The sequence below is a fragment of the Pseudobutyrivibrio sp. ACV-2 genome, from assembly GCF_900107545.1.
Lineage (GTDB): Bacteria > Bacillota > Clostridia > Lachnospirales > Lachnospiraceae > Pseudobutyrivibrio.
In genome coordinates this window covers 78,019-90,990 of the sequence record NZ_FNQZ01000005.1, presented here as the reverse complement: position 1 = coordinate 90,990, position 12,972 = coordinate 78,019, and the positions used below count along the sequence as shown (strand labels likewise).

10 protein-coding genes are annotated in these 12,972 nt (G+C 39.6%); 7 read left to right on the top strand and 3 right to left on the bottom strand.

Translation table 11 applies throughout. The features are described from left to right. The first annotated feature begins 22 nt into the window (after positions 1-22). The 4 genes from BLV53_RS07095 to BLV53_RS07080 all read left to right on the top strand — a co-directional run bounded on the left by BLV53_RS07095 (position 23) and on the right by BLV53_RS07080 (position 2,822). Positions 23-1,237: an LL-diaminopimelate aminotransferase gene (locus BLV53_RS07095; protein WP_090299158.1), complete on the top strand. Its 1,215-nt coding sequence runs from the start codon at positions 23-25 to the stop codon at positions 1,235-1,237. A 155-nt stretch (positions 1,238-1,392) separates the two neighbouring features. Further along, on the top strand, positions 1,393-2,118 hold the full coding sequence (locus tag BLV53_RS07090; RefSeq protein WP_090299155.1) for a GTP pyrophosphokinase: 726 nt from the start codon (positions 1,393-1,395) through the stop codon (positions 2,116-2,118). Between the two features lie 169 nt (positions 2,119-2,287). Continuing rightward, positions 2,288-2,560, top strand: a complete 273-nt coding sequence (locus BLV53_RS07085; protein WP_090299152.1) for a hypothetical protein — start codon at positions 2,288-2,290, stop codon at positions 2,558-2,560. Continuing rightward, on the top strand, positions 2,544-2,822 hold the full coding sequence (locus BLV53_RS07080) for a DUF4160 domain-containing protein (protein ID WP_090299149.1): 279 nt from the start codon (positions 2,544-2,546) through the stop codon (positions 2,820-2,822). The genes BLV53_RS07085 and BLV53_RS07080 overlap by 17 nt, the downstream gene beginning before the upstream one ends. Before the next feature lie 76 nt (positions 2,823-2,898). Here the strand turns inward: BLV53_RS07080 and pflA are convergent, their stop codons facing one another. From pflA to BLV53_RS07060, 3 genes are all read right to left on the bottom strand, one after another. After that, a complete protein-coding gene (pflA, locus tag BLV53_RS07075; protein WP_090299146.1) occupies positions 2,899-3,633 on the bottom strand; it encodes a pyruvate formate-lyase-activating protein in 735 nt (244 codons plus the stop codon). 194 nt (positions 3,634-3,827) lie between these two features. After that, positions 3,828-6,086, bottom strand: a complete 2,259-nt coding sequence (pflB, locus tag BLV53_RS07065) for a formate C-acetyltransferase (RefSeq protein WP_090299140.1) — start codon at positions 6,084-6,086, stop codon at positions 3,828-3,830. Between the two features lie 374 nt (positions 6,087-6,460). Then, positions 6,461-8,515, bottom strand: coding sequence for a methyl-accepting chemotaxis protein (locus BLV53_RS07060; protein ID WP_090299138.1), 2,055 nt, complete (start codon positions 8,513-8,515; stop codon positions 6,461-6,463). A gap of 436 nt (positions 8,516-8,951) precedes the next feature. On the opposite strand from BLV53_RS07060, the gene BLV53_RS07055 reads away from it, so the two are divergent. The 3 genes from BLV53_RS07055 (at position 8,952) to BLV53_RS07045 (ending at position 12,946) form a co-directional block, all read left to right on the top strand. Then, the gene (locus BLV53_RS07055) at positions 8,952-10,286 is read left to right on the top strand and encodes a hypothetical protein (protein WP_090299135.1); all 1,335 of its coding nucleotides are present in this window, start codon (positions 8,952-8,954) and stop codon (positions 10,284-10,286) included. Positions 10,287-10,529: 243 nt separating this feature from the next. Further along, a complete protein-coding gene (locus tag BLV53_RS07050) occupies positions 10,530-11,429 on the top strand; it encodes a LysR family transcriptional regulator (protein WP_090299132.1) in 900 nt (299 codons plus the stop codon). A gap of 77 nt (positions 11,430-11,506) precedes the next feature. Next, positions 11,507-12,946: an MFS transporter gene (locus BLV53_RS07045; RefSeq protein ID WP_090299129.1), complete on the top strand. Its 1,440-nt coding sequence runs from the start codon at positions 11,507-11,509 to the stop codon at positions 12,944-12,946. The last annotated feature ends 26 nt before the right edge of the window (positions 12,947-12,972 follow it).

Genomic DNA, 12,972 nt, shown 5'->3' with positions numbered 1-12,972 from the left:
TGAAAGGATTTAGGTGGCAGACATGTTCAAGGTTAATACTAATTTTCAAAAGCTTCCAGGAAGCTATCTTTTTTCAACTATAGCTAAAAAGGTGGCCGCATACAGCGAGGCCAATCCTAATGCAGATATAATCAGACTTGGTATCGGTGATGTTACTCAGCCTATAGCACCAGCTATGATTAACGCACTTCACAGCGCAGTTGACGAGATGGGCGCAGCTGATAGCTTCCACGGATACGCTCCAGATTTGGGATATCCATTCCTTCGTGAGACAATCGCTAAAAATGATTATCGGACTAGAGGTTGTGATATTTCCGCAGATGAGATTTTTGTTTCTGATGGAGCAAAGTCAGACTCAGCAGACATTCAGGAGCTTTTTGCACAAGACGTTAAAATCGCCGTATGTGACCCTGTATATCCTGTATATGTGGATTCAAATGTTATGGCAGGCCGTCTTGGTACTTATGATGAGACCCTTGGTAAATGGTCAGATTTAATCTACATGCCTACCACAGCAGATAATAAATTTGTTCCAGAATTTCCAAAGGAGACACCAGATGTAATCTATCTTTGTCTTCCAAACAACCCTACAGGAACTACTCTCACAAAGAGTCAGCTTCAGCAGTGGGTTGATTACGCTAACAAAAATGGCAGCCTTATTATTTTTGATGCTGCATACGAGGCATATATTTCCGAGGCAGATGTTCCACACAGTATTTACGAATGTACTGGCTCCAAGACATGTGCCATCGAGATTCACTCATTCTCAAAGAATGCTGGCTTCACAGGAGTACGCCTTGGTTACACAGTAGTTCCAAAGGATTTGGTATTCGACGGAGTTTCATTACACGGAATGTGGGCTCGTCGTCACGGCACCAAATTCAACGGTGCACCTTACATCATTCAGCGCGCCGGTGAGGCTGTTTATTCCCCAGAAGGACAGGCTCAGATACGTGAGCAGGTTGGCTACTACATGAACAATGCAAAGACTATCTACACAGGTCTTAAGGACGCAGGCTTCGAGGTATATGGTGGCGTTAATGCTCCATATATCTGGCTCAAGACTCCACAGAACATGACATCATGGGATTTCTTTGATTATCTCCTTGAAAAGGTTCAGATAGTAGGTACCCCTGGCGCAGGCTTCGGCCCATCAGGTGAAGGTTACTTCAGACTGACAGCATTTGGTTCTGCTGAAAATACAGTTAGAGCCATTGAAAGAATAAAGACACTTTAATAGTTTATATAAAAATAGGATGATAAATTATCCTGAGTGTGGGCTAGTGCCTGATGCTCAGGATTTTTTGTGTTCACATATTCTTCAGCAAAAGTTAAGAAAATGTTAAGACTTATTTTATGGCATTCGCAAAGCTTAATCGTTAACATAAAAGTATGGAAAAGGAAATAATAATTGAAGAAGAATTATCGGTAACTGAATTGGTTGCATTGGGGAATCCCTATGAAAATAATATGGCTCGTATTGCTGCAATGGAGGATGAGTTCTCACACACTATGGAACCAATCCTTAAGATGTACAATGCTGCAATGAATCTCGCTACAGCCAGATTAAATATTATTAGGGATGAGTTTGAATTTAGAGGACAACGTGTACCTATCCACCATATTGATACCAGGCTGAAATCATCCAAGAGCATACTTGGAAAACTGGAAAAGAAGGGAATGAGATTGTCGCTCACAGAGGCGTTTAATAACATTTATGACATAGCAGGTATCAGATGTGTGTGCCCATATATTAAGGATGTGTATCTAATCAGGGATAGGATATTGGCACAGGATGATATCCAGATTTTGGAGATAAAGGACTACATCGCCAGCCCGAAGCCGAATGGTTACCGCAGCTTGCACATGATTATCAGGGTACCTGTTTACTTCATGAGTAAGAAACAACTGGTTCCAGTTGAAATTCAGATTAGGACTTTAGCTATGGATTTGTGGGCTTCACTTGAGCACGATATTAAGTACAAGTCCCTATCTAATAAGGAAGAATCTTTAGATGCTATGGAACTTGACATGGATGAAGAACTACTACAGGCAGCAGAGCTTATCTATGCTGCCCAGCAGAAGTTTGAGATAATGAATTCTGCTATGGAAAAGTAATAATGTAAGTTTATTGTATGTTTTTAACTAGTTGAATATTTATTGGATGAGGGGGAAAAATGGATAATCCTTACAATGCAATTTCAACAGTAAAATGGTAGATGATTTTTATTTTCGCTTATTATTACTGTGGCTGATATGATACAATGTCTGTAAGGAGGAAGGAATTATGATATATCCTTTTATGACATTAAACGATAATACTGAGATTGTTCATTCTGAAATGCATGATGACGGTACTGTATTAGTTCATATTGAAACTCCTGATGAGAAGGTATGTTTTAAGCATGCAGATTGTTGGTTGCCTGAGTATAAATGGGAAGATGTTTATGAATATACAGACGAAGAAATAGCGAAGTTTGAAGATTTTATCAGGTCTACAGCTCATTTGATAATGGAGTTCTCTCAAGAAGGAGGATTTGATAATGCCTCAGGTTTTTAGAATTGGAGAGTATTGGATATATTTTTGGACTAATGAGAATAAGCCAACAGAGCCTGTGCATGTTCATGTCGCAAAAGGTTCACCAACAGCCAATGCAACTAAGATATGGATTACTAGTTCGGGAAAATGTTTATTGTGTAATAATAATTCCAAGATACCAAATCATACACTGAGGAATATTATGCGTATGATAGAGGCCAGGAGTTCTGATGTAATAGATTTATGGATTAGATATTTTGGGGAAGCTACATATTTTTGTTAATTTAAGGAAGTTGCTCAGAATTGTTTGATTAAAAAATTAAACTGCGCCAGGATAATCAATTATCCTGACGCAGTTTTTACTTTACACCTAATATATTCTTGGCATTTTCTATTCTTTCTGCTGTTGGGGATTCCACACCTTCAAGGCGATATGGAATGCCAAGCTCGTGATATTTTGGAACACCCAGGGAGTGGTAAGGAAGAACCTCAACTCTTTGAACGGATTGTAAGGTGTCTATAAATTCACGTGTGCGTGTGAGCAATTCATCATCATCGCTGCCACCTGGCACAAGCACATGGCGTATCCAGATTGGAATGCCCATATCAGATATTTCCCGAGCCATCTCAAGGATATTAGCATTATCCACACCTGTAAGCTCCTTGTGGGCTACAGGGTCGATATTTTTAATATCAAGAAGTACAGTGTCTGTCAGGCTCATTAATTCTTTCCATTTGCTGTAGAAAGGCTCTTCATGAGTGAAAGGCTGGCCGGCTGTGTCTATGCAGGTATTGATGCCCATGGCTTTTGCCTTCTTGAATAAATCAAGCATGAAATCTATCTGCAATAGTGGCTCGCCACCACTTACTGTAATGCCACCACCATTTTTCCAATAAGGCTTAAAGCGCAGAGCCTTTTTCAAAAGCTCATCAGCAGTAAATTCCTGTCCCTGATGCTCCGCCCAGGTTTCAGGATTATGACAAAAGGCGCAGCGCATCTTGCATCCATTCAAAAATATAAGGTAGCGAACACCTGGCCCATCAACTGCGCCGAAGCTTTCTAGTTTATTAACGTATCCTTTTATTTCACTCATTCATATAACCTCGTTTACAAAATATTCTGTAGCTATTTCTCTATTGCGTACAGAAAAAGTAAGGTTGCCCTCACTGTGTAAAAAGCCGCGAGTAAGAGGGCCCCAGCTCAGGTTATTTGACATCTTTTGCAAAATGTTCTGAGCTGGGAGATGGCTTACGGGAGGCTTAAAACCTTCAAGGGCAACCGTAGTATTTAAAGTGCCTCGTGGCATGTACGAGAAATTACATCAAGCTGCTGCTCCTTTGTTAAGTCGATGAACTTAACAGCGTATCCAGATACACGGATTGTGAAGTTAGCATACTCTGGCTTCTCTGGATGCTCCATAGCATCGATGAGCTTCTCCTTGCCGAATACGTTGACGTTAAGGTGATGTGCACCCTGATCGAAGTAACCGTCAAGTACATTTACAAGGTTTGCAGTACGCTCTTCATCTGTGTGACCAAGAGCACCTGGGTTGATTGTCTGTGTATTTGAAATACCATCAAGAGCCTCTTCATAAGGAAGCTTTGCAACAGAGTTGAGGGAAGCGATAAGTCCGTTTACCTCTGCACCGTATGCTGGGTTAGCACCTGGTGAAAGTGGCTCGCCAGCTGGACGACCATCAGGAAGAGCACCTGTAGCCTTACCATAAACAACGTTTGATGTGATAGTAAGGATAGATGTTGTAGGCTCTGAATCTCTGTATGTATGAATGTGACGAAGCTTGCCCATGAATGTACGAAGAAGCCAGATAGCGATTTCATCAGCTCTGTCATCATCGTTACCGTAACGTGGGAAGTCACCTTCGATTTCGAAATCTTTTGTTACACCATTCTCATCACGGATAGCCTTAACCTTTGCATACTTGATAGCTGAAAGTGAGTCTACACAGTGAGAGAAACCAGCGATACCTGTTGCAAATGAACGACGTACATGTGTATCGATGAGGGCCATCTGACAAGCCTCATAGTAGTACTTGTCGTGCATGTAGTGAATCATGTTAAGAGTTCCAACATAAAGGTGTGCAAGCCAATCCATCATCTGGTCGAACTTGTGCATAACCTCATCATAGTCAAGGTACTCTGATGTGATAGGTGTGTACTCTGGTCCAACCTGGTCGCCAGACTTCTCATCAACACCACCGTTGATAGCGTAAAGAAGACATTTAGCAAGGTTTGCACGAGCACCGAAGAACTGAAGCTCCTTACCTGTCTCTGTTGCAGATACGCAGCAGCAGATTGAGTAATCATCGCCCCATGTTACACGCATTACATCATCATTTTCGTACTGGATAGAAGATGTAGTAACAGAAATCTTTGAAGCGTACTTCTTAAAGTTTTCTGGAAGACGGCTTGAGTACATAACTGTAAGGTTTGGCTCTGGTGAAGGTCCCATGTTCTCAAGTGTGTGAAGGAATCTGTAGCAGGTTCTTGTAACCTGGTGACGTCCGTCAAGACCGATACCACCAACCTCAAGAGTAGCCCAAACTGGATCACCAGAGAAGAGCTGGTTGTAAGACTCGATACGGGCAAATTTAACCATACGGCACTTCATTGTGAAGTGGTCGATGATTTCCTGAGCCTCAGACTCTGTGATAACACCATTTGCAAGGTCACGAGAGAAGTAGATATCAAGGAATGTAGAAACACGACCTACTGACATAGCAGCACCGTTCTGTGTCTTGATAGCTGCAAGATATCCGAAGTATAACCACTGAACAGCTTCCTTTGCTGTACCAGCTGGCTTTGAAATGTCGATGCCATAGATAGCAGCCATTTCCTTCATGCCCTTAAGTGCATTAATCTGATCTGTGATTTCCTCGCGAAGCTGGAAGTCATAACGTCTCATACCCTGACGCTCTGTAGCTGCAAAATCAGCCTGCTTCTTTTCGATAAGGTAATCAATACCGTAAAGAGCAACACGACGATAATCGCCTACGATACGACCACGTCCATATGTATCTGGAAGACCTGTGAGGATTTTGTTGTGACGAGCTTTCTTCATCTCTGGAGTGTAGATGTCGAATACGCCCTGATTGTGAGTTTTATGATATTTGGTAAAGATTTCGTGAAGCTTTTCGCTTGGCTCATAGCCGTACATTCTGCAAGACTGTTCTGCCATTGTGATACCACCGAATGGCATGAATGCTCTCTTAAGAGGCTTGTCTGTCTGAAGACCAACAATCTGCTCAAGGTCCTTTGTCTCATCTGAAATGTAGCCGGCACCATGAGAAGTAAGTGAAGATACAATATCTGTATCCATATCGAGAACGCCGCCCTTTGCACGTTCCTGCGCTTGAAGCTCCTGGAGCTTACCCCAAAGAGTATTGGTTGCCTCTGTAGCATCTGCTAAGAAGGACTCATCTCCATCATATGGAGTGTAGTTGTTCTGGATGAAGTCGCGGACATCAACGTCGTCCTTCCATACGCGACCTACAAAACCGTTCCATTGTTCGAAATCGTGATTTGCCATTATTTTTCCCTTTCCTAAATAGAAATTAATAACTACTAGTTGGTGGGGTTGTGAAAGTGAATCCATGGACAGTTAGACATCACTAACACCCAACTGTCAAATACTATACCATAAAAATGTCTAAAATTTAACAATGTATTTTAATAAGTACATCAATATCTTGTTTTTTATAAATACAAAGCCGCATGACATAAATTGTAGAGAAGATTTATACAATTCCTACAATGGATTAAAGGGGTTGTTAAAAATGCGCTAAAAACTAAAAGGACCCAGTGGCTATCCTCAGATAGCCCTGAATCCTTAGTATAGAGGTATGAAGATTAAAACCTAAAAAAAACAATGGATTATCTTATCAGTCTCTGTAGCATTACTGTTTATTCCAGAGTATTCTTTTCAGCAATTTTAAATTTACTGAGTTCGGAATTGATTGATATTGCTGAATCTGAAACTGAATTAGCTGCATTTTCCACGCCGCGAGATTCATCTGCAATATTCTGAGCACTTTCAGCAAGGGTAGTAACTGTAGCTGATACCTCTTGCGAGCTTGCTGATTGCTGCTCTGAGATAGCAGCAACACTCGATGCGATATCGTTTACATCACCCATCATACTAATCATGTCCTTCATGGTTTCGGCAGCAGTGTTCAGGTCTTCATAAATCTTATTGAAGCTTACGCCAGCCTTTGCAACGGATTCGCTATTATCGTTAATAGCATCCATATTGGCCTGTGATTTATCTGCCAGGTTGTGAATGAGCTGAGTAATTTCATTGATAATAGTACTGATTTCCTTAGTGGCATCCTGGCTGTTCTGTGCAAGCTTTCCGATTTCATCTGCTACTACAGCGAAGCCTTTTCCAGCTTCACCAGCTCTGGCAGCCTCGATGCTTGCATTCAGAGATAAAAGGTTGGTCTGCTGAGAAATAGAATCAATCATGGCCACAATCTCTGTAATCTTGCTTGCGGATTCACCGACTGTGGTTACTACATCATTCATTTCATTCATTGATGTAGTGATATTATCCATATTGTTCTGCACTTCATTCATATCATGCTGTCCAATATTGGCTTGCTCAACCAATTCAAGCATGACTTCATTTGTTCGATTTCCGTTGTCAGTCAGGTCGGCTACGGCCTGCGCCAGCTGTGTTGCATTGTTCGCAAGTTCTCCAACTGCGTTGGTTATATCATCCATAGTAGAACGAATCTGTTCCATAGAAGAAGATTGTTCATTTGCTCCCGAAGTCATTTTTACAGAGGCTTCTTTCGATGAGGAGGAATCAGCTTTCAGCTGTTCGGCCTTTGCTTGGATGGAGGTGATAGTGTCGTTCATAATGTGAACGTAATCGCCCATTTCTCTGCTGATAAGACCAATTTCATCGCCTTTGTCCTGAGGCATTGTGGTGGTAAAATCACCACTTGAAATAGCAGTAATACTTTCTGACAGGTTGTTGACCGGTTTTGTAATTACCCTTGTAATAGTATTTATGATAACGAAGGTAATAAGAGCAATCAAAATTATCATAGCTATGACAGCGTAGTTCATAAATAAATTAGATGATCTCTCAACATCCTTTTTAGCTATAGATGATACCAGTGTCCACGAGGTTCCCTGAATAGGGGAAGTGGTGACATATAGCTGATCACCTGTGCCAGGCTGTTCCACAAGTATTACATCTTCAGAGCCACTGTCTATATGTGCTTTTACTGTATTTAAATAGCTATCATTTATATCAGAAATCTTTGAACCATTTAGACTTTGATCAAAGAAAGTAACAAGGTAGTCACCGGCAATGACAATAGAGGAACCAGATCCCATTGGAGTTAAGCCATTTACTTTTTCCTGGAGGTCTGAAAGAAATACGTCAGCAGCACATACACCTTTCTCTCCGTTGTAAAAATCGTTTTGGCGTACAAAGGTTACGCAAAGTTCATTAGTAGATGCATCAATATATGGTTCTGTTTCTATGAATGTTTCATGGCCCTGAGCTTCCTGATACCAACCGCGTTGTGTAGGCCTCCAGTCTGCTGCCTGAATAGTACCATTAGCAAAAATGTAGGTGTCATCAGAGAATCCAATGTAAAGACCAGTATTTGCTATGGCATCATAGTTAGCTGATGGTTCAATATATCGGAGCATCGCTTCATGGTCTTCAAATGGCACCTGCTCAAGAGTATCGCAGTATTCACCAAATTTAGCCGTAAGCATTCTAAAAGGAGTACCTAGTTCCATGGCATTTGCTTTTGTTTCTGCCTGTAGATCCATAAGCGCTATCTCTGTAATGGTTGCTCTTGCATTCAATGTTAGAAACAGAATGATAGCTACAATACCAATACTGATAATAGGCATTAGCGTTTTTAGAAGAGTTTTGCTAATGCTTTTTTTCACTTTTGTCTTTATTTTTGTTATTTTTTTGGTTACTTCAGCCATAAAAAACCTCCTTGGAATGTTACTTAATGGACATAGTATTTAGTGAAAAAAATATCACTTGGCATTCCATGTCAAAGATTATTATATGATAATTTAAATTAACTAATCGGAAAATAACAGAAAATTCATAAAACATTTACAAAATAGATAGAAAATATATCTGACTTAATAGTAAAGAAAGGCCTTAAATTGCGGAATTATGCGAAATTTCTATGTATTATGTCGTAAAATATTGTGAATATTCTATTATTTCACACATTTTTAACTGATAGCCAATAAAATGAGATAAATCCTTGGAGAATGGGATTGTGTGGTGATTGTTTATGGGTGATTTAATAAAAATGTAAGAATGATAAAGTGAGTATCTAGGCTCATAGGGCAGACATTTAGGTCCGCTCTGTGAGCTTTTTTGTTTTTTACAGGAAAGAGGGGCAATATGAGGAGGAAAATACTAATTTTCGTTATTGCGTTTGCAATAGGTATAAATCCCATATCGTCCTATGCTGAAGGGGTTGAGCCAGACCTGGAAATAGTAGATGGGGGTCTTGTTTCAGATAATGAATTAGTTGTAGAAAAAATAGAGACAACTGAAACAGAAATTGAAGCTAGTATTGAAGCGGAAATAATAGAGCCTGAAGTTGACATAGAAAAAATAGAATCGACAGTAGAGACAGTAATAGAGGAAGAATCGGTAGAGGAAAAAACGGATAATAATACGGATGAAGAAATTATAAAAGTCGCAGAAGATGAGACTAAAAGAGAACTGGGTGAAGAAAATAGTGAGGAACCTAAAGGTATAGAGATTAAGACAAATGACCCTTCAGGGGAGGTTTTAAATGAAGATATCAAGGGTACTGGAGAACTTGCTGATGAACTAAAAGAAGAATCAGAGGCTGATCTGAAAACAGAATCACAGGTAGATCCTGAGGGCGGAGATACTTTGGAACTAGATGAAAATGGATGTATATCGATTCCTATGACTTTACATGCAACAAGTGAAAACGAAGAAGATGTTTCGAGTATAAGAGTACCGGATGTAAAGATATATCTATATGCCATTCCAGTGGAGGCTACCTATGGTGAAATGTCTACAGCAAACATCGAGGCCTATCCTACAACCTCAGAAATGACAAAATATGAGAATACTAAATATCTCATTGGAGTTTCAGACTATACAGTCACTGGATATAAAAGTGAAAATGCGGATGCGGTGTTTGGAGACAGTGGACTGGCTTTGCAAAATATCTTGATGCAGGTAAATGAAGATGCATATGAGGATGGATGGTATAGATATCAGCTTGCCATAGGAAATGTGGCATTAAGCCAGGATGATTTACTATCAGCTATTTCTGTATCAGACAATCTGTATATAAATCTTGATGGCGGTTCACAGTGGTTGGAAGAAGTGGGGCTACCAGCGGGGTTCATATATATAGATATAATTAAAAATTCAGAAACTGGTATGAAGATTTATATTTCTACAGCGCAGGAGGACCTGGCAGTGAATTATGCATTTGCCCAGGAGGTAATACTTCTAAGGTCAGCTTTGACGGTTCCAACAGGAATAAACATTATCGTATTTCCGTTTATTTTGATGACTATTTTAGGTGGGATGTTGCTATTAGTCTTTCTACATCGAAGGAGTGTAGTTGTTCTGGATGAAGTCGCGGACATCAATATTGTCCTTCCATACGCGACCTACAAAACCGTTCCATTGTTCGAAATCGTGATTTGCCATTACTTTTCCCTTTCGTTAGTAAGAAACTATTAATAACTACCAGTTGGTGGGGTTGTGAAAGTGAATCCATGGACAGTTAGACTACACTAACACCAAACTGACAAATACTATAACATAAGAGTGTCTAAAAAATAACAATCTATGCAAATAATGGTTGTATTTTAATTAGTACAAGAATTAATAACAACTATAAATTGTTAATAACACACCTTTATTGTTTTTGTAGTAGTATATATCCATATATAATTATGTATAAGCAAAGGGGTGCTACAAACAATGGATATTAAACAAATGCGCATTTTTCTTACGGTTGCAGAGGAGAAAAATTTTTCCAAAGCAGCCAATAAGTTGTTTATAACACAGCAGATGGTATCAAAGACTATCGCAGCCTTGGAGGAGGAGATTGGCTCACCGCTTTTTGTTAGAACTACAAAAAAGGTGGAGATTACTGCAGTGGGACGAAAAGCCTATTCCCTGATTCAAAATGTAGTGGAATTATCGAATCAATGTATCAACGAGCTGAGAGAATATGCTCAAAGCACTGATGAGCATATTTCAATATCCTATTTCACAGGCTTGAGAACCTGGATTCGTACCACTTTTAAGGAACAGCTGCTAGAGGTTATCGATAGGGAAAGAATTTCCTGGAATGTAAATTCTGATTTTATGGTAATCGATGAAGAAAAAAAGGAAATAGATTGCTTTTTTACTTTTGCAGATAAGGCCGTCATCGAATCAATAAAAAAAAGCGGTGACAGGGTAGTTATAGTTGATGAGACCAGAATGAAAATATATGTATCAAGTAGTCATCCTTGGGCAAAAAAAGGTAAAGTAGAATTTCCCGAGCTGAGAACCGAGCCTCTGATAAGTATGACCGAGCCTTTGTGGACTCCTGATGGAACACTATATTCTTCCTACAATTCATCGGGGAAGGGGAACATCTATCGTCCAAACATGGGCAGTGTTTTAGATGAGGTTGAAATTGGTAAGGGATATACGCTGATGGCGGAAATGGATGACATTTCTCAGAGATATGACGTTACTGGAATAAATCTTCCAGTATCGGAGGAGCCTATATATGTGGTTGCGATTATATCATGTAATAGCAAGTCAACCTATTTGGATAAGCTTAACAATGTGCTTATGAATGTAGCGGCAAAGCGGTTAAATAAATAATAGGGGAAGGGATTGGGTAGCTGAGGTTTTATTAAACCTCGGTAATCAGATAATAATGTAATTGGAGGTATTGTTTAATGGATGCAACAGTGGAGGTAGTGTCTGGAAAAGCTACTATGGAGAATAAAGATACTAAAAGTAATGAAAGAGTAGGTCTTTCCTTTTGGAGAAAGTTGGGCTATGGAATGGGCGAGGCTGGAACTCAGTTCAGCTGGACAATGATTAGCTCTTATTTGACAATTTACTATACAAATATTGTAGGGCTTACCCCTTTAGTAATATCAGCTATTATGCTTATTGCAAGAATTTGGGATGCCATTAATGATCCGATGTTTGGTTCAATAGCTGAAAATACAAGATCAAAATGGGGAAGATTTCGTCCTTATATTTTGTTTGGTGCACCGGTACTTTCTCTTTGCACCTGCCTTACATTTTTAAATCTTAATCTGCCAGGTGTATGGAAGATATTGTGGTGTGCCATCAGCTATATTCTTTGCGGTATGGCATACACAGCAGTAAGTATTTCTGTAGGTTCACTTGCAAATTCTATTACAACTGTAAATAAAGAGCGTGTTGCCTTAAATTCATTTAAAGGTGCAATGGGTTCTGTTGCAGGCATTCTGATGGGTGCTATTACAATGCCAATGATTCTATTCTTTGGCAATGGAGATGCAAACAGTGAAAGAGGTTATTTAGGGGCAACTATCGTATTTTCTTTAATTGCGATTCCTTGTTTGTTTACATGTGTGTTCTCTACAAAGGAAGTTGTCAGTGGTGGTGTTAAAGGAAGCAGTGAAAAACAAAATGTGGTAAAGAATCTTTGGATTTCATTCCGCACAGTTATCAAGGATAAAAATACAGCCATGCTTCTTCTTGGAATGCTTCTGTTTTTAACAGGTGTATTTGGAAGACTTGGCATTATGGCCTATTATTTCTTTAATGTTTTTGAGAATCCTGCATTAATTGCAGCAGGTGGTACAGCCTTACAGATTGGAATGCTGGTTCCAAACTTTTACATTCCATATCTTGCTCAAAAAATAGATAAAAAGGTTCTATGCTGCATTTCCTGCATGCTTGAAGCATTATGCTGTGTTGGATTTTTCTTCGCAGGAGAAGCAAAAGCAGTTGTTCCAATGGTGATTGTTTCATTCCTTTATGGTGCTGTGAATTTTGCAGGTATTGCAACCTTTAGTCTTATTGGTGAAGTTATTGATGATATCTGGCTTAAGACTGGAAACAGAGCAGATGGAATGATCTATTCTGTAATTTCATTTTCTACAAAGCTTGGAAATGCAATTGGCGGAGCAATAGGAATAATTATTCTTGGTGCTGTTGGATTTGTAGCCAACGCACAGCTTAGTGCAGACGTTGTAACAAAAATGAACGCAGTAATCAATTTTGGCCCAGCACTTATGTTTCTTCTTGCCATCATACCATTTGCCATGATTAAGATGACAAATGCAATTGGCATTGAAAACGAAGCAAAGGTTTTGGCTATACTTAACGAAAATAAATAGGCTGTAGGGCGGCCTTAAACAGCCCC

Coding starts and splice junctions, on each gene's coding strand:
- BLV53_RS07095 (WP_090299158.1), top strand. CDS start 23: ATGTTCAAGGTTAATACTAATTTTCAAAAGCTTCCAGGAAGCTATCTT.
- BLV53_RS07060 (WP_090299138.1), bottom strand. CDS start 8,515: ATGGCTGAAGTAACCAAAAAAATAACAAAAATAAAGACAAAAGTGAAA.
- pflB (WP_090299140.1), bottom strand. CDS start 6,086: ATGGCAAATCACGATTTCGAACAATGGAACGGTTTTGTAGGTCGCGTA.
- BLV53_RS07050 (WP_090299132.1), top strand. CDS start 10,530: ATGGATATTAAACAAATGCGCATTTTTCTTACGGTTGCAGAGGAGAAA.
- BLV53_RS07045 (WP_090299129.1), top strand. CDS start 11,507: ATGGATGCAACAGTGGAGGTAGTGTCTGGAAAAGCTACTATGGAGAAT.
- BLV53_RS07090 (WP_090299155.1), top strand. CDS start 1,393: ATGGAAAAGGAAATAATAATTGAAGAAGAATTATCGGTAACTGAATTG.
- BLV53_RS07085 (WP_090299152.1), top strand. CDS start 2,288: ATGATATATCCTTTTATGACATTAAACGATAATACTGAGATTGTTCAT.
- pflA (WP_090299146.1), bottom strand. CDS start 3,633: ATGAGTGAAATAAAAGGATACGTTAATAAACTAGAAAGCTTCGGCGCA.
- BLV53_RS07055 (WP_090299135.1), top strand. CDS start 8,952: ATGAGGAGGAAAATACTAATTTTCGTTATTGCGTTTGCAATAGGTATA.
- BLV53_RS07080 (WP_090299149.1), top strand. CDS start 2,544: ATGCCTCAGGTTTTTAGAATTGGAGAGTATTGGATATATTTTTGGACT.